At 58.1% G+C, this 18,935-nt stretch carries 17 protein-coding genes; 13 read left to right on the top strand and 4 right to left on the bottom strand.

The window, feature by feature from the left end; genetic code table 11:
• Positions 1-114 precede the first annotated feature (114 nt).
• The 3 genes from FJ145_23785 (at position 115) to FJ145_23775 (ending at position 4,094) form a co-directional block, all read left to right on the top strand.
• On the top strand, positions 115-975 hold the full coding sequence (locus FJ145_23785; protein MBM4264434.1) for a hypothetical protein: 861 nt from the start codon (positions 115-117) through the stop codon (positions 973-975).
• Positions 976-1,231: 256 nt separating this feature from the next.
• Positions 1,232-3,652 (top strand): DUF3536 domain-containing protein, encoded by a 2,421-nt coding sequence (locus FJ145_23780; protein ID MBM4264433.1) that lies wholly within the window; start codon positions 1,232-1,234, stop codon positions 3,650-3,652.
• Between the two features lie 40 nt (positions 3,653-3,692).
• Positions 3,693-4,094, top strand: coding sequence for a HAMP domain-containing histidine kinase (locus FJ145_23775; protein ID MBM4264432.1), 402 nt, complete (start codon positions 3,693-3,695; stop codon positions 4,092-4,094).
• 123 nt (positions 4,095-4,217) lie between these two features.
• Here the strand turns inward: FJ145_23775 and FJ145_23770 are convergent, their stop codons facing one another.
• The 4 genes from FJ145_23770 to FJ145_23755 are packed head-to-tail and all read right to left on the bottom strand — an operon-like array spanning position 4,218 to position 7,811.
• A complete protein-coding gene (locus FJ145_23770) occupies positions 4,218-4,607 on the bottom strand; it encodes a CBS domain-containing protein (GenBank protein MBM4264431.1) in 390 nt (129 codons plus the stop codon).
• A gap of 9 nt (positions 4,608-4,616) precedes the next feature.
• On the bottom strand, positions 4,617-5,630 hold the full coding sequence (gene gap, locus FJ145_23765; GenBank protein MBM4264430.1) for a type I glyceraldehyde-3-phosphate dehydrogenase: 1,014 nt from the start codon (positions 5,628-5,630) through the stop codon (positions 4,617-4,619).
• Between the two features lie 15 nt (positions 5,631-5,645).
• Positions 5,646-6,953 (bottom strand): 6-phosphofructokinase, encoded by a 1,308-nt coding sequence (locus FJ145_23760; protein MBM4264429.1) that lies wholly within the window; start codon positions 6,951-6,953, stop codon positions 5,646-5,648.
• Positions 6,954-6,986: 33 nt separating this feature from the next.
• On the bottom strand, positions 6,987-7,811 hold the full coding sequence (locus FJ145_23755; GenBank protein MBM4264428.1) for a formate/nitrite transporter family protein: 825 nt from the start codon (positions 7,809-7,811) through the stop codon (positions 6,987-6,989).
• A 397-nt stretch (positions 7,812-8,208) separates the two neighbouring features.
• On the opposite strand from FJ145_23755, the gene FJ145_23750 reads away from it, so the two are divergent.
• From FJ145_23750 to FJ145_23705, 10 genes are all read left to right on the top strand, one after another.
• Positions 8,209-8,532, top strand: a complete 324-nt coding sequence (locus FJ145_23750; protein ID MBM4264427.1) for a hypothetical protein — start codon at positions 8,209-8,211, stop codon at positions 8,530-8,532.
• A gap of 17 nt (positions 8,533-8,549) precedes the next feature.
• On the top strand, positions 8,550-9,059 hold the full coding sequence (locus tag FJ145_23745) for a hypothetical protein (GenBank protein ID MBM4264426.1): 510 nt from the start codon (positions 8,550-8,552) through the stop codon (positions 9,057-9,059).
• A gap of 190 nt (positions 9,060-9,249) precedes the next feature.
• The gene (gene hflB / locus FJ145_23740) at positions 9,250-11,184 is read left to right on the top strand and encodes an ATP-dependent zinc metalloprotease FtsH (GenBank protein ID MBM4264425.1); all 1,935 of its coding nucleotides are present in this window, start codon (positions 9,250-9,252) and stop codon (positions 11,182-11,184) included.
• A 449-nt stretch (positions 11,185-11,633) separates the two neighbouring features.
• Positions 11,634-12,206: an S-(hydroxymethyl)glutathione synthase gene (gfa, locus tag FJ145_23735; GenBank protein ID MBM4264424.1), complete on the top strand. Its 573-nt coding sequence runs from the start codon at positions 11,634-11,636 to the stop codon at positions 12,204-12,206.
• A 116-nt stretch (positions 12,207-12,322) separates the two neighbouring features.
• The gene (locus tag FJ145_23730; GenBank protein MBM4264423.1) at positions 12,323-13,441 is read left to right on the top strand and encodes an extracellular solute-binding protein; all 1,119 of its coding nucleotides are present in this window, start codon (positions 12,323-12,325) and stop codon (positions 13,439-13,441) included.
• 38 nt (positions 13,442-13,479) lie between these two features.
• Positions 13,480-14,607 (top strand): extracellular solute-binding protein, encoded by a 1,128-nt coding sequence (locus FJ145_23725; GenBank protein ID MBM4264422.1) that lies wholly within the window; start codon positions 13,480-13,482, stop codon positions 14,605-14,607.
• A gap of 59 nt (positions 14,608-14,666) precedes the next feature.
• Complete coding sequence (locus tag FJ145_23720) at positions 14,667-15,743, top strand: extracellular solute-binding protein (protein MBM4264421.1); 1,077 nt, start codon at positions 14,667-14,669, stop codon at positions 15,741-15,743.
• A gap of 330 nt (positions 15,744-16,073) precedes the next feature.
• Positions 16,074-17,039 (top strand): hypothetical protein, encoded by a 966-nt coding sequence (locus tag FJ145_23715; protein ID MBM4264420.1) that lies wholly within the window; start codon positions 16,074-16,076, stop codon positions 17,037-17,039.
• The gene (locus FJ145_23710; GenBank protein MBM4264419.1) at positions 16,985-17,653 is read left to right on the top strand and encodes a hypothetical protein; all 669 of its coding nucleotides are present in this window, start codon (positions 16,985-16,987) and stop codon (positions 17,651-17,653) included. The genes FJ145_23715 and FJ145_23710 overlap by 55 nt, the downstream gene beginning before the upstream one ends.
• Positions 17,654-17,853: 200 nt before the next feature.
• Positions 17,854-18,924, top strand: coding sequence for an extracellular solute-binding protein (locus FJ145_23705; protein MBM4264418.1), 1,071 nt, complete (start codon positions 17,854-17,856; stop codon positions 18,922-18,924).
• The last annotated feature ends 11 nt before the right edge of the window (positions 18,925-18,935 follow it).

The following is an 18,935-nucleotide window of genomic DNA, read 5'->3' as shown; positions in this document are numbered from 1 at the left end:
CCTCAGTGTGCTTTTCTCTCATCGGCGTATCCTTTCCTGCCTGCGCCAACAGGCAGCCTTTCGTTTTTAGATTCGCGAAAGGGTACGCCTACCTATTTCCTATTTCCACACGCTTTGATCATAGCTCCCGATTCGGTCTACCAAAATCTTTACTTGATCCAGCGCCACAACCCGACCTTTGTCGCGGTATTCGGCGCCGATCATATCTATCGCATGGATATTCGCCAGATGATCAGCGCGCACAAGCACAATTTTGCCGACGTCACGGTGGCAGCGCTGCTGGTGCGCATCGAAGAAGCCTCCCAGTTCGGCGTCATGGAAGTCGACGCCGATTGGCGCATCGTTGGCTTTGAAGAAAAGCCGCGCTGCCCGAAGCCGATACCCGGTGAGCCGGAATATGCGCTGGTGTCGATGGGCAACTATCTTTTTAGCAGCAATGTGCTGGTCCAAGCTTTGAGCAGCGATGCCAATGACGCGCAGAGCCGCCACGACTTCGGGCGCGATCTGATTCCGGCGTTGGTCCGGGAAAAACGCGCGTTTGCCTATGACTTTCGCAAAAACAATCTGCCGTTTCGCTTCAAGGGCGAGGAGCATAGCTATTGGCGCGATCTCGGACCCCTCGAGTCCTATTATGAAGCCAACATGGATCTCTGCTCGGTCGATCCGGAGTTCAATCTCTACAATCGCAATTGGCCCTTGCGCACAGTGGGCTACGGCGATCCGCCGGCCAAGTTCGTCTTTGCCGACGAACAGCGGCGCGGCGCCGCGCTGGACTCGATCGTCGCCGAAGGCACGATCATCAGCGGCAGCACCGTGCGCCATTGTGTGATCGGCCGCAACGTGCGCATTCACAGCTACAGCGAGGTCGAAGATTCGGTGATCATGGACTGGACCGAGATCGGCCGCAATTGCAAGATCCGCCGCGCCATCATCGACAAAGGCAATACCATCCCGGCCGGCACGGCGATCGGTTAGGATGTCGAGCAAGATCGCCAGCGCGGCTACTTCGTGTCGGAGGGCGGCATCGTCGTGGTGGCGCAAGGCGAGCGGAAAACCAACTGGGTCATGTAGCCGTGGCTGCGCCTGCAGCGCAGCCACGGCATCTCAGATTTCAAATTTCACATTTCAGAGTCTCGGAGTCTTGCTATTTGAGATTTGAAATCTGAAATTTGAGATGCCGAGCGAAGCGAGGACGTGAGATTCCGAAGCAACGCGAGGACCCAGCGAGGACATGCGTTACATCTGCATTCACGGCCATTTCTACCAACCACCGCGGGAAAATCCCTGGCTGGAGGCCATTGAGCTGCAGGACTCGGCCTATCCCTATCACGATTGGAATGAGCGCATCACCGCTGAATGTTACGCGCCCAATTCGGTGTCGCGCATTCTGGACGGTCAGAACCAAATCGTTCAGTTGATCAACAATTACGCCAAGATTAGCTTCAATTTCGGGCCGACGTTGTTGTCGTGGCTGGAGGCGAGAGCACCGGATGTCTACGCCGCTATCTTGCAGGCGGACCGTGACAGTCAAAAGAACTATTCGGGCCATGGCTCGGCGCTGGCGCAGGTTTACAATCACATCATTATGCCGCTGGCCAATCGGCGCGACCGCTATACCCAAGTACGCTGGGGCCTGCGTGATTTTGAGTCCCGCTTCAAACGCCAGGCCGAAGGTATGTGGCTGGCGGAAACTGCGGTCGATGTCGAAAGTCTAGAAATCCTCGCCGAGTGCGGCGTTAAATTCACAATTCTGGCGCCGCATCAGGCGGCGCGGGCGCGCCGGATCGGCAATGAAGCTTGGCGCGACGTGAGTGGCGGTCAGATCGATCCGACGCGGCCGTACTGGCAGCGGTTGCCCTCGGGTCGTTCGATTGCGATTTTCTTCTACGACGGGCCGATTTCACGCGCGGTTGCCTTTGAAGGTATTCTCTCCGCCGGGGAACGTTTTGCCGAAAGGCTGCTCGGGGCCTTTTCCGATACGCGCGAAGGGCCGCAGCTTGTGCACATCGCCACCGACGGCGAGAGCTACGGCCATCATCACCGCTTTGGCGACATGGCGCTGGCCTACGCGCTGCACCACATCGAAGCCGAGAAGCTGGCGCGTTTGACCAACTACGGCGAGTTTCTTGAGCTGTATCCGCCGCGCCACGAAGTGGAAATCATCGAGAAGACTTCCTGGAGCTGCGCCCATGGCATCGACCGTTGGTGGAGTAACTGTGGCTGTAACTCAGGCGGGCACTCGGAGTGGAATCAGGAGTGGCGCACGCCGCTGCGCGACGCGCTCGACGGGTTGCGCGACTCCATCGTCGAACCCTACGAACAGGAAGCGGCCAAACTATTAAAAGATCCGTGGGCGGCACGGGATGACTATATCAATGCGATTTTGGATCGTTCGGCCAAAACGGTGGAGGCTTTTTTCGCGCGCCATGCGCGCCGCACGCTGACGCATGGCGAGCGGAGCGCGGTGCTCAAATTGCTCGAGATGCAGCGTCAGGCGCTGCTCATGTACACGAGCTGCGGTTGGTTTTTCGACGAGCTGTCCGGCCTGGAAACGGTGCAGGTGATTCAGTTCGCCGCGCGCGCAGCGCAGCTCGCACAAGAACTTTTCGGCGATACCGTGGAGCGGCGCTTTCTGGCGCGCCTGGCGTTGGCCAAGAGCAATCTCGCCGAACATGAAAACGGCCGGCAAATTTACGAGAAGTTCGTGCGCCCGGCGGTGGTCGACTGGGAGCGCGTCGGCGCCCACTATGCCATCAGCTCGCTGTTTGCGACCTATCCGGACAAGACCGATATCTACTGCTACCGCGCCGAGCGCACGCGCTATCAGGTTTTCGCAGCCGGCAACGCCAGGCTCGCCGTGGGCCAGGTCACGATGATCTCAAAGATCACTGGCGGCGCCACCGAGTTGAGCTTCGGGGTATTGCACATAGGCGATCACACCGTCAACGGCGGTGTGCGAACCGCGCTTAACGATGACGTCGAGCGCTATCTTGAGCGCGAGCTTGCCGAGCCGTTTTTGCGCGCCGACTTTGCCGAGGTGATTCGCCTGATGGATCGCCGCTTCGGTGAATCCAACTATACTTTGCGCGCGCTGTTTCGCGACGAGCAGCGTACGATCTTGCAACAAATCTTGACCAGCACCTTGGACGAAGCCGAATCGCTCTATCGCCAGGTCTACGAACACCGCGCCCCGATGCTACGTTTTTTGCTCGATTTGCATATCCCGCCGCCAAAGGCGATCCACGCTGCTGCGGAGTTTGTGCTCAATCAGCAGCTGCGCCACGCGCTGGAGCAAGAGATCATCGAGATCGACAAAGTGAAGGGCGCCCTGCAGGCGGCCAAGCTGGAGCAGGTGGCGCTCGACCGTGCAACTCTCGAGTTCACCTATCGGCGCAATTTGGAGAAAATCGCCAAGCGTTTTCAACTGGAACCCTCGACGGAGAATCTGCGCGCCTTTGACAACGCGACCAGCTTGCTCACAACATTGCCCTTCGGGGTAAATCTGTGGAACGTCCAGAACCGCTTTTACCGCCTGATCGAAGCGAGCTTGCCGCGCATGCGCGAGCGCCAGCAGCGCGGCGATCCTGAAGCGGCAGCTTGGTTGCAGCGGTTCAACGCCGTCGCCGAGAAACTTGGGGTTAAGATCAACTAATCTAGGAACGCGAGGTAGATGGCTTTGCGGCGGAAGAAGCTTGGCCAACGCGGACCGCGATCAGAGCCAATTCATTGCGATCATGACCCATGAATTGCGACACCGGATCGCGATCATGCAGATGTTTATCGATTTGCTGCAAAAACATGGGGCGCTGCCTGCGGAAGTAGAGCAAGATCGGTGCATCATCGCTGGGCAGATCAATCACCTGAGCCGTTTGCTGAATGACCTCGTCGATGTCGGTCGGTTGGCCTTCGACAAACTCAAACTGCGTTTCGAGCGTGTCGAGAGCGGCGACGTTATACACGGGGCGGTGGACGCGATGCAGCCCATGTTTGCGCGCAATGAACAGCGATTGAAACTGAAACTGGCGCGCAAGGAGCACTATCTCAAAGCCGACGCCAAAGCACAGCCGCTCCTTGCTAGCGCGGACGATTCATGATGGCGGTGCGATCGATGTGAAATCCTTCCGGAGCGCAGGCACCAGGGCGGGGCGCTGGGGCGCCGGCGCAATTTGCACGTTCGCTGGAGCGTCGTGCCGGCCGAGTCGATTTTCCCACTGCCCTCACAGATCGTAAATCGGCGTGTCCAGCGCGATGTGCTTCCCTTGGGCGATGGCGCTGACAATGTCGGCGCGGCTGACGATGCCGACGACTTTGTCGCCGTTCATGACCGGCAGCCGTTTGATGGCATGGGTGGTCATGAGCTGCGCCAGCTCTTCGACTGGCGTCTCTTCGCTGACGCTGATGATTTTTTTGCTCATGATGTCACTGACTGTTTTGCCTTTTTTGGCGACGATGTCGGCCTCGGAGACGACGCCGACGATCTTGCCGTTCTTGCCGGCCACCGGCGCGCCGCTGATCTGATTTTTGATCAGCGTCATGGCGAGCGTTTTGACGGTCATCGTGGGATTCACCGTGATGATGTCGCGGGTCATGATATCTTTGGCGATCATAGCGTCCTCCTAAAGGCCCTTGTCGACGATTAATTTGGCCAAGTCGCCGACGCGGCAGCTATAGCCCCATTCATTGTCATACCAAGATAGAACCTTGGCCATTTTTCCTTCGAGCACCACCGTCGAAAGCCCATCGACGATCGAGGATGCTGCATTACCACGGAAGTCGCTGGAGACCAAGGGCTCGTCGCAGTAGGCCAAGTAGCCTTTCATCTTGCCCTCGGCGGCTTTCTTGAGGGCGCCATTGATCTCTTCCACCGTCGCGGCTTTTTTGAGGTCGACGACGAGGTCGACGACCGAGACGGTGGCCGTCGGCACGCGGAACGATAGGCCGTGCAGTTTCCCTTTCAATTCCGGCATGACCAGACCAATCGCTTTCGCGGCGCCGGTGCTGGTCGGCACGATGTTCATCGCCGCGGCGCGGGCGCGGCGCAGATCTTTGTGCGCCAAATCGAGAATCCGCTGGTCGTTGGTGTAGGCGTGGGTGGTTGTCATCAAACCGCGCTCGATGCCGAAGCTGTCGTGCAATACTTTGGCTACGGGCGCAAGACAGTTGGTGGTGCACGAGGCGTTGGAAATAATCTGATGCTTGCGCGGATCGTAGTTGTTTTCATTGACGCCAAGCACCAGCGTGATGTCTTCGTTGGTGGCCGGCGCAGTGACGATGACTTTTTTGGCGCCGGCATCCAAGTGGGCTTTAACTTGCGCCGCGTCGGTGAACACGCCGGTGGCTTCGATGACGATCTCGACGCCGAGCTGCTTCCAGGGCAGGCGCGCCGGTTCCTTTTGATTCAGCACGGCGACGTTGCGGCCGTCGATTTTCATGCTGTTGTCGCCCACTTCGACCGTGCCGGCATAACCGCCGTAGGTCGTGTCGTAGCGAAACAGATGGGCGTTGGTCTTCAGGTCGGCCAATTCGTTGATGGCGACGACGTTGAACTCTTTCTTGTAGCGCTCGATCAGTGTGCGCAGCACCAGTCTGCCGATGCGGCCGAAGCCGTTGATACCGATTTTGGTTGCCATCGATGCTCCTGTTTCTTAGAGATTGCCCCTCAGGTCTCTGGTTAAGTAGCAATAGCGATCGTAAAACTCATTGGGCGCGCAGAAATGGCTGGCCGACGAAGCTGCCTGGGCGAGCATGCGCAGCTTCTCGTCGTCGATGAAGTCCGCTTTCTCCAGGCGAATCATGTATTCGCGGGCGACCCGATAGGAAGGTGTTTCGATGTCGACTTTGCGCACCCGGGTCTTGCCGGTCTTGGGGTCTTGCAATGCGGCGAAGCTGAGATTTTCCAGCTTGCCGCCGATGATGCAAACTAAAGCACCATCGAGTTGCGCCGTGGTTGCGTTGGGGTTCAGCAAAAAATCCACGGCGCCATAGCCGAGGGTGCGGACGTATTCGCAGTCGAAGGCGATGGGCACCGCCGAGCGCAGCTCGTAGCCGATGTTTTTGTGGACGATGGCCAAACTGTTCTGGCGCGCGGCGAAGCGATGCTCCACAAGGGTTTTCAGAATATAGGCGAGATCGACTTCGGCGAGGCGCAGGTGGCCATAGGCATCGTGGGCGATACGCACGCCGTCGATGCTGCTGAGCTCTTCCGCCGGCATATGTTCGAGCAAGCCTTCGGCGATCACGGCGACGCCATCGGAGCGGTTCCACAGCGCTTTGCGCTTCAGGATCGCCCCTTCGAGAATGTCGCAAACCGTCGAGAGGTGGATCGGGCCGGGAAACTCTTCGGGGATAAGGGTCAACGTGGCGCCGGTGGCTTTGCCGATGCCGAGCGCCAAGTGGCCGGCAGCGCGGCCCATCACTACGACGAAGTACCAGCGCCCGGTGGTGCGCGAGTCTTCCATCAAGTTTTTCACCAGCTCGCTGCCAACCTGCCGCGCGGTTTCGAAACCGAAGGTCGGGATTTCGCCTGGCAGTGGCAGGTCGTTGTCGATGGTCTTCGGCACATGGCAGATACGAATTCGGCCGCCGGCGGTTTTGGCGACTTGACTGGCGGCGTACATGGTGTCGTCGCCGCCGATGGTGGCGAGATAGCCGATGCCGAGATCGTCGAGAGTTTGCACGACGCGCTTTAGATCTTCGGCTTTCTTAGTCGGGTTGGCGCGCGAGGTGTTGAGGATCGAGCCACCCTGAAAATGGATGCGCGAGACGTCATCGTGCTCCAACTCCTTCGCGTGGGTCCTATCGCCGCGCATGAGCCACTGAAAGCCATCGTAGATGCCAATGACTTTGCGCGCCCGGGTGCGCGCTTCCAGGGTCACCGCGCCGATCACGCCGTTGATGCCGGGCGCTGGGCCGCCGCCGACGAGAATGCCAAGGTGAGGATTCGGTTCGCTCATGAGTTCACCATCAAAGCTTGCGGGTTATTTCTATTAGCGATTTTCATGCCGTGCCGGTCGATAGACGCAGCGATAAACCAGCGCGACCATCCCGGCGCCGCCAAAAAGATTTCCGAGCGTCACCGGCAAGAGATTGTTCCACAAGCCCATCCACGAGAGCTGCGCCGCGCCGTCAACTGGCAATTTTGATTGTAACAAGATCCCCAGCGGGATGAAGTACATATTGGCAACGCTGTGTTCGAGGCCGGCGGCGACAAAGGCGGAGATCGGAAAGACGATGGCGAGAATTTTATCGGTAACGCTGCGGCCGGCGAGCGCTAGCCAAACCGCGAGACAAACCAAGATGTTGCAGAGAACCGCTCTGAAAAATGCCGGCCAGAACGGCAGCGCCGCTTTGGCGGCGGCAATCTTCACCGCGTTGATGCCGACCGCGTCGCCGTTCTGTTGCCATTGATTCGACAGAAAGACCAAACACGCCAAGCCCAGGGCGCCGACCAGATTGGCCAAATAGATCACCAGCCAATTGCGCAATAGCTCCGCCGTGGAAATGCGCCGGCTCGCCCACGCCATTACCAGCAAGTTGTTGCCGGTAAACAGCTCGGCGCCGGCGACGACCACCAGGATCAGCCCCAATGAAAACACCACGCCGCCAAGCACGCGGCTTGCGGCAAAGCCCAACGTCGTGTCGCTAGTCACCAGGTTAAAATAGAAAGCGCCCAGGCCGATGAAGCCGCCGGCCAACACGCCCAAAATGACCTGCTGCAACAACAGCAGGCGCGCTTTGGTGACGCCGACGTTTTCCACGCGCTCGGCGATCTCTTTGGGAGCGTAGGCGTCGAAGCCGAAGATTTCGCTCATGCTATCCGTTCAAAGCTCAAAGTGTTTTGCCCAAAGTTTGGAAACGCAAGATGGGTGCCCGCATTAGACGATTCCGCTGAAAGCCTCGGAATGCTTCAACGGGCTCAGCATGAACGGATTTTTGTTGAACGATTTCAACTCCGATTCCGTTCGTCCTGAGCCCATCGAAGGACTCCGACGGGTTTTTTACCTGAGTCGATGAGAGCGGGTCGTGCAGCGCAAATTTCTCACCGTTGCGAAATACTCCATTGATTCTTCGCGCAAATGAAAATTCTCGGGCCGCAAGGCGCCTGGACTCGGGCGCAATCCCTCGTAGGGCGGGCAAGCGCGAAATGCGCCAGGTTGGCACTAAAGCTGCGTTGTTTGTTTGCTGGTGTTTCACGGGAGGTGACAAATCATGGCAGACGAAAAAGATCGATTTGGCGACACCATGAAACTCGTGGAGCGCGCCAAGGAAGATATCTATTTCGCCGAACGGGACCGCGAAATTCTGGAAAAGCTGCGTGGCCAGCTTCGTAAGGTCGACAAAGGCAGCGCCGAGCCGAGCTGTCCCAAATGTTCGGGTAAGCTCGAAACGTTTACGTTTCACGGCGTGACCCTCGACCGCTGTCGCGAGTGTCACGGCGTTTGGATGGACTACGGCGAACTCGAGGCAGTGGTGCGCAAAGTCAGCCGCGGACCCATCGGCGAATGGATCGATACTTTGACCGCCAAGACGTGAACGAGGAAGGAGCGGCCATGAGAACCGCAGCGAAAAAATACAACGTTAACTACAAAAAGAAGACCGATACTTATACCGACACGTTTCTGCCGCGCGGCGCACCGAAAGGCGTGATCCAATGTGCCGGCTGCGGCGCGTTCTATCACCGGCGCCACTGGGCCTTTGCCGCGCCTGCGGGGCTCACGCTGCCGGTGCCGCATCATCCAATTTATTGCCCGGCCTGTGTCAAGATCCGGGAACGCTCGGCGTCCGGCGAGTTGCATCTATTGCGAGTAGCGGAAGCCGTCCGCGGCGAGACCCTACGGATTCTGCGCAATGAAGAAACCCGCGCACGGGAGAAAAATCCGTTGGAACGGATCATGAGCCTGCGCGCCGCGGGTGACGGCTGGACGGTCGAAACCACCACGGAGAAGTTGGCGCAGCGACTGGGCCGTGCGATCGCCAAAGCCCGCGGCGGCAAGCTGGATTACAAATGGTCGCACAACAATAAGTTCGTGCGCATCGAGTGGCGCGGTCGAGGAGCTTAGGAGGAAGCAAGGCAGAGACACCGCGCGCTACAACTGCTACCGCATGGGGTAAGGGATTTAACCGCAAAAGACGCAAATCTCGGAGGGGACATTTTCACCACGAAGACCACGAAGGTAAAGAGAAGACAATCAAGAAATCTTCTCCGACCTTCGTGACCTTCGCGCGCTTCGTGGTGCGATAGGCGATCCGATGAACAAAAAAGCTCAGCAGATCTCCTTTGGCTACCTGCTCGTGGCGATTCTGATGATCGTTCTCGTGCAGAATTTCATCACCACGGCGCAAGTCGAGACGATTACCTATAGCCAGTTCAAAACCCTGGCGAAAAAAGGCCAGCTGACCGACGCCATCATTGGCGACAAAGTTGTGCGCGGTAAGATCAAACCAGAGGGGCTGAAAGAAATTTTCGCGCCAGAAAAGCTCAAGGAGCTCGGCGACGACGCCAAGAAAGCCCAATCGTTTGTCGCGGTGCGGGTCGAAGATAGAGACCTGACCCCAGACTTGGAGCAGGCCGGCGTGCCGTTCAAAGGCGAGGCGAATAGCGAGTGGCTGACGACCGTGCTGTCCTGGGTGGTGCCGGTGCTGCTGTTTTTCGCGCTCTGGAGTTATCTGTTCAAGCGCATGGGCGCCGGCGGTGGCATGATGCAGATCGGCAAGAGCAAGGCCAAAGTTTACATCGAAAAGAAGACCGGCGTGAGTTTCGCCGACGTCGCCGGCATCGATGAGGCCGAGGAGGAACTCGTCGAGGTCGTCGAGTTTCTCAAACATCCGGAAAAGTATCAGCGCTTGGGCGGACATCTGCCCAAAGGCGTGCTGCTAGTCGGCCCTCCGGGCACCGGCAAGACGCTACTCGCACGCGCGGTCGCCGGTGAAGCCGGTGTGCCGTTCTTCAGCATCTCCGGCTCGGATTTCGTCGAGATGTTCGTCGGCGTCGGCGCCGCGCGGGTGCGCGACTTGTTCAGCCAGGCGGCCGAGCATGCGCCGAGTATTATTTTTATCGACGAGTTGGACGCGCTCGGCAAAGCGCGCGGCGTCAACATGCTGGCGAGCCACGACGAGCGCGAGCAGACATTGAATCAATTGCTCGCCGAGATGGATGGCTTCGACCCGAACAAAAACGTGATTATCATGGCGGCGACCAATCGGCCGGAAATTCTCGACCCGGCACTGATGCGCCCGGGTCGCTTCGACCGGCAGGTGCTCGTCGACCGGCCCGACGTCAAAGGGCGGCAAAAAATTCTCGAACTGCACGCCAAGAAAATCAAACTGGCGGCCAATGTCGACTTGGCGCTGCTCGCCGCCAAGACACCTGGCTTTGTCGGTGCCGATCTCGCCAATATCGTCAACGAAGCGGCGCTACTGGCGGCGCGGCAGGGGAAAGACGCCGTCGAGATGACCGATTTCGACGAGGCCATCGAGCGGGTTATTGCCGGTCTGCAGAAAAAGAGCCGGGTGATGAGCCCCAAGGAAAAAAAGACCGTGGCGTATCACGAGTCGGGTCATGCGTTGGTCGCCGAGCTGGTGCCGGGCGCCGACCCGGTGTCAAAGATATCGATCATCCCACGTGGCATCGCTGCCCTGGGCTACACCCAGCAAACGCCCACGGAGGATCGCTACTTGATGACGCGCGGTGAATTGCTGGCGCGCATTTATGTGCTGTTGGGTGGGCGCGTCGCCGAAGAGATGTTTCTCGGCGATATCTCCACTGGGGCGCAGAACGATCTGCAGCGCGCCACCGAGATTGCCCGCACCATGGTGACGCAGTTCGGCATGAGCGAGCGGCTTGGCCTGGTCGCTCTCGAAGGGCCGCGCACGCCGCTGTTCCTGCCGGTGCCGATGCAAACGAACAAAGAGTATAGCGAAGACACGGCGCGGCTAATCGACGCCGAGGTGAAAGAGATCCTCACGCTGGCCCATGAAAAAGTCAGCGAAACCTTGGCGACCCACCGCGGCGCGCTGGCAGAATTGGCACAGCTGCTGCTCAAAAAAGAAGTGGTCGAGCGCCCCGAGCTGCAGGCGATTCTCAAAGTGGTCAGCATCGAGCGCGGCAAGGAGATCCGCAAGGGCCACGACAAGGCCGCCGGCGAGAGCAAGCCGGACAGCCGCGGAGAAGGGTTCGAACACTAAAAAGAGTAGTTCACCGATACACGCTGGCGACGAAGCCTTCTTTTTCCAACTCGTCCATGATGCTGGGGTCGACAAAGGCGCGCCGCCGCCGGAAAATTGAATGACTGCTAAATTCTTGATGCGGTATTTTTCAAAGTAGCGCCCCTCCTTGGCCGCCCACAGCGGCGCCTGGGTGGCACTGAAAATCGTCCCAGCGCGCAGCGGCTCCTGGGCGAAGATGCCGGAGGGGAGAAGAGAATTAGCCGCAAAGAACGCAGAGAACGCAAAGGCTGTGAGGAGTAATTCACTCCGAAGCCACGAAGGGCACGAAGTTCGGAAACGTTCGGTTGCTCTTCTCTTATCTTCGGGACCTTCGTGTCTCCGTGGTGAACTATTTACCCCATTGACATTTACCCGTCCCCGGCAAGAAGATATAGTCTCCAATCACGAGGAAGGAGAGCATCATCACTATGGCTATATCTATCCATCCGCAGGTCGATGGCGGGGTAAAACCCGGTTCCAAGGATTTCGCCGGCGGCGCGCTTTATTGCCGCTGCGCCGACAAGAAAGTCGCCGTGGCGATCAAAAGCCAGTGCGCGCACAATCACGTTTGCGGCTGCACCAAGTGTTGGAAGCCGGCGGGGGCGCTGTTCTCGCAGGTTGCCGTGGTGTCGCGCGATAAACTGCAGGTGACCGCGAACGCTGACAAGCTAAAGGTCGTGGACGCCAACGCGGCGATCAAGCGCTACGCCTGCAGCGCCTGCGGCGTGCACATGTACGGCCGCATCGACAATGAGAAGCATCCTTTCTATGGCTTCGATTTTATCCACACCGAGCTGTCGCCGGACGCCGGCTGGGCGGCGCCGGAGTTTGCCGCGTTTGTTTCCTCGATCATTGAGTCGGGCTTTAGCCCGAGCGGCATGGGCGAGGTGCGGGCGCGTTTGAAGGAGTTGAAGCTGGAGCCCTACGACTGTTTGTCGCCGGCGTTGATGGATGCGATTGCGACCCATGTGGCAAAGGCGTCGGGGGCTTTGAAAAGCTGAGAAAGTAGGTTTTCATCCCCCCTTTGAAAAAGGGGGGTAGGGGGATTTTTTCCGTTGCGCTTGGAAGAAATCCCCCTCGATCCCCCTTTTTCAAAGGGGGAAGTTCGGATGAGATCGTGCAGATAAGAAACCGGATCATCTTGCTAGCGATATTTCTGGTGGCGTGTTGGAGCACCGTTCTCTTCGCCGCCGAAGCGAAGGCTCCGCCGCAGTGGGACAAGGCGCTAGAAGAGGCCAAGAAAGAAGGCAAGATCGTACTCGCGATTCCGCCGGCCACCGAGATGCGCACGGCGTTGGAGCCGCTGCTGAAGCAGAAGTTTGGATTGGAAGCTGAGCTGGTTTCTGCGCCCGGTCCGAAGAACGCAAGCCGCATCGCCGCCGAGAAAAAAGCCGGCGTTAATTATTTCGATGCAATCATCTGCGGCACCGGCACCGCGGCTGGGCTGACCCACGACGGCATGTTGGAGCCGCTGGAATCGTTTTGGATTCTGCCCGAGGTCAAAGATCCTAAACAGTGGTGGGGCGGTCATATTTGGGAAGACAACGTCAACACCCATAAGTTTCTCATCTCTTTTCTCGCCGACGTCAGCACGCACAGCACCTGGTACAATACCAGCCTCGCCAAGCCGCAGGAGCTGCGCAGCTTTGATGATTATTTGAATCCCAAATGGAAAGGGCGGGTTGGCTTCAGCGATCCGCGCGTGCCGAGCTCGGGGCAATCGATCTGGTCGTTTATGTGGGAGCATCGCGGCGAAGAGTTTCTCAAGAAACTCGTCGCGCAGGAGTTGTTCTTGACGCGCGACCTGCGTCAACTGGCGGACGCGCTGGCGAAGGGCAAGGTCGTGATTGCCTTCGGTTTGGGCCGCAGTCAGACGGAGCCGTTCGTCAAGGCCGGTTTGCCGCTGAAGCCGGCGCCGGTGACCAAAGAAGGTTTGCCAGCGAGCAACGGCTTTGGCGTGCTCGGTGTCATCAAGGACCCGCCGCACCCGAACGCGACCAGAGTTTTTGTCAACTGGTTCTTGAGCCGTGAAGGTCAAGATTGGTACGCGAAAGTCATGCAAAACGGCACACGGCGCTTGGACGTGAACACCAAATGGTTGAAAGACACCGGCATCTCGGCGGCGAAAGATACCTTGACCGTGCAGCAATATCATAAGCTGCGCAATCATCTGGAAGACAAGTACACCGCCGTGCGCCTGCCGGCGGCCAAGTTTGCCGAGACGATTTTGAAATAAACTGTGAATGCCAAAAGCGGAAACTAGGAACTGGACCGATGGCGATCATGAAAAATAGTTTGGCAATAAAAATATTGGTTGTTTCCGTGGCGCTGGCTAGCGTACAGAGCGCGCTCGCCGCCGAAGCCCGTCGGCCCCCCGAGTGGGACAAGGTCGTCGAGGCGGCGAAAAAAGAGGGCAAGGTTGTGCTGGCGATACCGCCGTCCAATGAGCTGCGCAAAGAGATGGAGAGTGTCCTGCGCCAGAAGTTTGGCATCGAAGCCGAGCTGGTGCCGGCATCGGGGCCGAAGAACGCTGCGCGCATCGCGGCGGAAAAGAAAGCGGGGGTGAGCTACTTCGATGCGATCATCTGCGGCACCGGCACCGCGGTGAGCCTGGCGCACGATGGCATGCTGGAGCCGATCGAGTCGTTCTGGATTCTCCCTGAAGTCAGAGATCCCAAGCAATGGTTTGGCGGCCATGTTTGGGAAGACAATCTCGGCACCAGCAAGTTTCTCTACTCGTTTCTCGCCGACGTGGCGACGCAAAACGCCTGGTTCAACGCGACCCTGGCCAAAGCCGAAGACTTCAAAAGCTTCGACGATTTTCTCCAGCCGAAGTGGAAGGGCAAGATTGGCTTCAGCGATCCGCGCGTGCCCAGCTCCGGCCAAGGCATCTGGTCGTTCATGTGGGACATCAAAGGCGAAGAGTTTCTCAAGAAGCTAGCGGCGCAGGATTTGTTCTTGACGCGCGATTTGCGCCAACTTGCCGACGCCCTGGCGAAAGCCAAGATCGCTGTGGCGTTTGGCTTAGGTCGCTCTCCGGTGGACCCCTATGTGGATGCCGGCCTGCCGCTCAAGCCGGTGCCGGCGCCTAGAGAAGGGCTGCCTACCAGCAATGGCTTTGGCGTCATCGGCGTGGTGAAAAATCCGCCCAACCCCAACGCTGCTAGAGTTTTCGTTAATTGGTTTCTCAGTAAAGAAGGGCAGGAGTGGTACAACAAGGTGATGGAAAACGGCACGCGCCGGTTGGACGTCGAGACGCGCTGGCTCGCCAAGCTCGGCATCAATGCCGCCAAAGACTCACTGACAGTGGAGCAATATCACCGTGTGCGCAATCACCTGGAAGACAAGTACACGAAGGTGCGCGCGCCAGCGGGGAAGTTTGCCGAGACGATTTTGAAATAAGTAAAGAGTCGGCAGCGTAACCCGCCATGTTTACGGCGTAACAGTTTGGAGAGTTCACTATGAAGCTGCGAAATATTTTCTTGTCGAGTGTGATGGCGCTGTTTTGTTGCGCGCTTTCTCAGTCGCAGGCCGCCACCGTCGACGATGTCATGCTCTACAACAAGCCGGACCGGCAGAAGCTGCTGGTCGAAGGCGCCATGAAAGAAAAGAAGATCACCTGGTATACGTCGCTGATCGTCGATCAAGTCGTGCGGCCGATCAAAGAGGCCTTCGAGAAAAAATATCCGTTCATTGCCATCGATCATTTCCGCGGCAACTCGGAGCGCATCGTGCAAAAGATGTTTTCCGAATATCAGGGCAAGCGCTACGAGGTCGATATCGTCGACGGCACGGTAACCGCGCCGATGGTGAAAAAGGCTGGTTTCTTGCAGCGTTTCTATACACCTCACTTTGCCGACTATCCGGCCGAGCTGAAAGATCCGCAGGGCTACTGGGGCGTGAGCAACGTTTATTTCTTCGCGGTCGGTTACAACACCCGTATGGTCAAGCCCAACGAAGTGCCGAAGAGCTACGAAGATTTGCTGCACCCGCGCTGGAAGGGGCAGATGATGTGGTCGACTAGCCGGGGCTCGGGCGCGCCGATGATGATCGGCAATATCCTCAAGACCATGGGAGACGAAGCGGGCAAAGCGTATCTGCAAAAGTTAAAGGGACAGAACCCTGCCAAGACCACGGCGAGCAACCGGCAGTTGTTGGATTTGGTCATCGCCGGCGAATATCCGCTCGCGCTGCACATCTTTCATCACCACGCCCATATCAGCAAATCGGCGGGCGCGCCGGTGGATTGGTCGCCCATCGAACCGGCGTCGGCGACCATCAACACGATCTCGCCGGTGACACGCTCGCCCCATCCGCACGCAGCGCTGCTGCTGCTCGATTTCATCTTGTCGGAGGAAGGCCAGAAAGTCATTCAGGGGGTGAATTACTTGCCGTCGCATCCAAGGATCCCCGCCAAGCAAATCGATCTCAAACCGGGCGGAGGCCGCTTCAAGCGCGCCCTGTATTTCACGCCCGATTCGCAATTGAACGAAGGCGACGCCTGGGTAGAGTATTTCGATAAAAACTTCTTGAAATAGCAGTCCAATTTGAGCTTGACTACATGGGACAGTGTCATGGGTTTTCCCCGTCGCATGAATAATTCGGGCTAGCGAGGCTCCATCGGAGATCCGTCGCGGTCTTCGATGGAGCCTGGGCCACTCGTTGCCCGCCATGTGTTCCTCACGGTGGGACAGATACTTTTTGTCAATCTCGCCGAGCCACTCCATCGCCTCCAGCATGGCTAAGACCGCTGCCGAGCTGCCTTTCTTCTTGACAACTTCTCGTTACCCGGCCTAGGTTTTCACAAACAACTGGCCTGCGCCGCGCTGAGTCAATACGAAGCTTTTCCCACGCGGTGCGGCGATTTCATGCACGGAAAATTACTCTTCATCTTCCTGGTCGCGCTGATTCTGGCAAGCCTTGCGGCTCGCGTCGTGTCGTGGCTCTATCGCCGCCGCATTGTAAAGCTGATGGCGAGCGGTGTTGCGCCACGAGACGCTGCAGTCCCAGCTGCAGGGGCTTTGGTTGCTCAACCCACCGAGGCGCCGCCAGGTAGCAGCGAAGTTTCTCCAGACGCCAACCGCAACGCCGCTCGGCGTCTAGCGTTAGTGATGGTTGCGATTTCGCTGCTCATCGGCATCACGGCGGCAGGCTATATTTTGACTTTCATCTATCCGGAGGGTGGCTTTGGTCCGATCAAATTAGCCATTATCGGCATTGTCTACTCGGTGCCGATCGTTTTTGTCCTCGGCATGTTGTGGCGCTGGTCTTGGTGGCGCACGACCGGCGTCGCTATTTTGTACTTTTTGTTTAGCGTGCTGATTACTTGGCTGCGCTCCGAAGAGCAGCAGAGTTTTCTCGGTCTGATGCTTTGGCTTGGTGGTCAAATTGGCTTTCCTCTTGTCGCTTTGCTGCTGCTGGCTGGCAGTGGCAAAACCCGCGTTGCGGCGCCCTATCTTTTCCCGCCGTTTTTTCTTCTGGCAGGGGCTTCGACGCTTGGGCTCGACGCTTTGGAGCGCGGTGTCGACTCCGGGTTTTCGTCTTGGATCGGCGCGCTGGTTGGCCTGTTCGGTGCTGTGGGGACGTTTGTGTTATTCGCGATCGTTCCGTGGGTGATCGCCTATTGGCCGATCCGTGCCTTTGGCCGTTGGCTGGCTCGATCCTACCGGGGGAAATGGTTTTCTGAAGCGACGTATCTCTACGCGGGCTATTGGCTGGTCTGCCTGCTGACTTACGCGCTGCCTTCGTCAGGATCGTTGGGGCGACTTCGTTCGCCGCCATGGGTGCGTGGTTATGGATTCCGCTCGGACTGCGGCTGGCGGCGCCCTTCTTGAAAAAAGAGGGCGCGGCGCCGGTGCTGCTCGTGTTACGGGTCTTCCGCCGCGACGCCGAAGTTGAATGGTTGTTCGATCAGATTATCGAGCGCTGGCGCTACTCCGGCTCGGTCGTGTTGATCGCCGGCAGCGACCTCGCGTCGCGCACGCTGGCGCCGGACGATCTGTTTGCCTACATGGAAGGCTCGATCGCCCAACGCTACATAAAGGATGAAGCGACGCTCAAGGAGCAATTGGCAAAGCTCGATACCCGGCCCGACGCTGACGGACGCTATCGCGTCAACGATTTTTATTGTTATGACACGACTTGGCAGAGCGTTTTGATGGCGCTGGTTGGCCGCGCGGATCGTGTGCTAATGGATCTACGCGGGCTGTCGGAGAATAGCCGAGGCTGTTTGTACGAATTGCAAGCGTTGAGCGAAGCGAATCATTTAACCAAGATTGTGCTGCTAACCGACGGCAATACCGACACCAAGGCAGCCGAGGCTGCTTTGAGTCGGGCCGCCGACAGCCGAGTGATTTGGCAAGACGCGTCGCGGGTGGATGCCGCCAAGGCGGAGGATATTCTGCGGGCACTGCTCGAAGCTAAAGCAAGATCGGGCAACAGAAACTAGCAGATGAAAAAAATCGCGAGAATACTTCGACAGGCGGCATGAAAGCACTCTTGCGATGGCTTTAGTCTCCAAGCCGTTCGCCCTGAGCTCTAGGGGCGACCGGTTGGTCGCCCTGCGCTGCTCATTTACCTTGACAACTTAAGGGCAGAAGGACTAGCTTCGGGCAGCGATTGCATGGAACGAACGGAGGGGGCTCGCAGATGGTTCGTCTGAATGGGTTGTTATGCTGCGCCTTTATCTTTGGTTGGCTGGGCCTCGCCATGGCGGCATCGGTCGAGGACATTGCCAATCTCAAATCTGCCGACCGTCAGAAGATTCTGGTCGAAGGCGCCAAAAAAGAAGGCAAGGTCTCCTGGTATACAACGCTGATCGTCGATCAGGTGGTGCGGCCGCTCAAAGTCGCGTTCGAAAAAGAATACCCATTCATAACGATGGAGTTCTTCCGCGCCAACACCGAGAACATCGTCCAGCGCATGATCTCCGAGTACAGCGCCAAGCGCTACGAGGTCGACATGATTGACGGCACGGTGTCGCCGACCATGGTGCGGCGGGCGAATTATTTGCAGCGCTTCCACTCGCCCTATCTTGCCGAGTACCCAGCCGAGCTGAAGGATGCCAATGGTTTTTGGGCGGCAACCAATTTGTACTTTTTTGCCACCGGCTACAACACGCGCATGGTCAAAGCGGCCGAAGTGCCGAAGACCTACGAAGATCTGCTCAATCCGAAATGGAAAGGCCAAATGATGTGGTCGACCAGCCGCGGCTCGGGCGCGCCAATGTTCGTTGGCACGATCCTCAACACCATGGGCAATGAAGCCGGCCGCGCCTATCTGCAAAAGTTGCGACAGCAAAACATCGCCAAGACGACCGCAAGCAATCGCCAGGTGCTCGATCTGACGATTGCCGGCGAATATCCGTTGGCGCTGCAGATGTTCAATCATCACGCATTCATTAGCAAGAATCTCGGTGCGCCGGTGGAGTGGCAGGTGCACGAGCCGGCGACCGCGAGCATCAACAACGTCGGCATCGGCCGATTCGCGCCCCATCCGCACGCGACCATGCTGCTGATCGATTTTATTCTTTCGGAGAAGGGCCAGCGCGTCTACCAGCAGTCGAACTATTTGCCGGCCCATCCGAAGTTGCCGGCCAAACAAGTAGACCTGAAGCCGGGCGGCGGCCGTTTCAACAAGGCCTACTACGTCAACCCCGATAACCAATTCGACAAGGGCAACGAATGGGTGGATATTTTCAACAGCATCTTTGTGAAGTAGCAATCTGAATC

It is taken from the genome of Deltaproteobacteria bacterium (assembly GCA_016874755.1).
Lineage (GTDB): Bacteria > Desulfobacterota > Binatia > UBA9968 > UBA9968 > DP-20.
Note: the sequence above shows the minus strand (reverse complement) of the source record. Positions and strands in the feature narration are given on the sequence as shown.

Excerpts from the sequence above, each read along its gene's own strand:
- FJ145_23780 (MBM4264433.1), top strand. The coding sequence starts at position 1,232 with ATGCGTTACATCTGCATTCACGGCCATTTCTACCAACCACCGCGGGAA.
- FJ145_23770 (MBM4264431.1), bottom strand. The coding sequence starts at position 4,607 with ATGATCGCCAAAGATATCATGACCCGCGACATCATCACGGTGAATCCC.
- gap (MBM4264430.1), bottom strand. The coding sequence starts at position 5,630 with ATGGCAACCAAAATCGGTATCAACGGCTTCGGCCGCATCGGCAGACTG.
- FJ145_23760 (MBM4264429.1), bottom strand. The coding sequence starts at position 6,953 with ATGAGCGAACCGAATCCTCACCTTGGCATTCTCGTCGGCGGCGGCCCA.
- FJ145_23755 (MBM4264428.1), bottom strand. The coding sequence starts at position 7,811 with ATGAGCGAAATCTTCGGCTTCGACGCCTACGCTCCCAAAGAGATCGCC.
- FJ145_23750 (MBM4264427.1), top strand. The coding sequence starts at position 8,209 with ATGGCAGACGAAAAAGATCGATTTGGCGACACCATGAAACTCGTGGAG.
- FJ145_23745 (MBM4264426.1), top strand. The coding sequence starts at position 8,550 with ATGAGAACCGCAGCGAAAAAATACAACGTTAACTACAAAAAGAAGACC.
- hflB (MBM4264425.1), top strand. The coding sequence starts at position 9,250 with ATGAACAAAAAAGCTCAGCAGATCTCCTTTGGCTACCTGCTCGTGGCG.
- gfa (MBM4264424.1), top strand. The coding sequence starts at position 11,634 with ATGGCTATATCTATCCATCCGCAGGTCGATGGCGGGGTAAAACCCGGT.
- FJ145_23725 (MBM4264422.1), top strand. The coding sequence starts at position 13,480 with ATGGCGATCATGAAAAATAGTTTGGCAATAAAAATATTGGTTGTTTCC.
- FJ145_23720 (MBM4264421.1), top strand. The coding sequence starts at position 14,667 with ATGAAGCTGCGAAATATTTTCTTGTCGAGTGTGATGGCGCTGTTTTGT.
- FJ145_23715 (MBM4264420.1), top strand. The coding sequence starts at position 16,074 with ATGCACGGAAAATTACTCTTCATCTTCCTGGTCGCGCTGATTCTGGCA.
- FJ145_23710 (MBM4264419.1), top strand. The coding sequence starts at position 16,985 with ATGGGTGCGTGGTTATGGATTCCGCTCGGACTGCGGCTGGCGGCGCCC.
- FJ145_23705 (MBM4264418.1), top strand. The coding sequence starts at position 17,854 with ATGGTTCGTCTGAATGGGTTGTTATGCTGCGCCTTTATCTTTGGTTGG.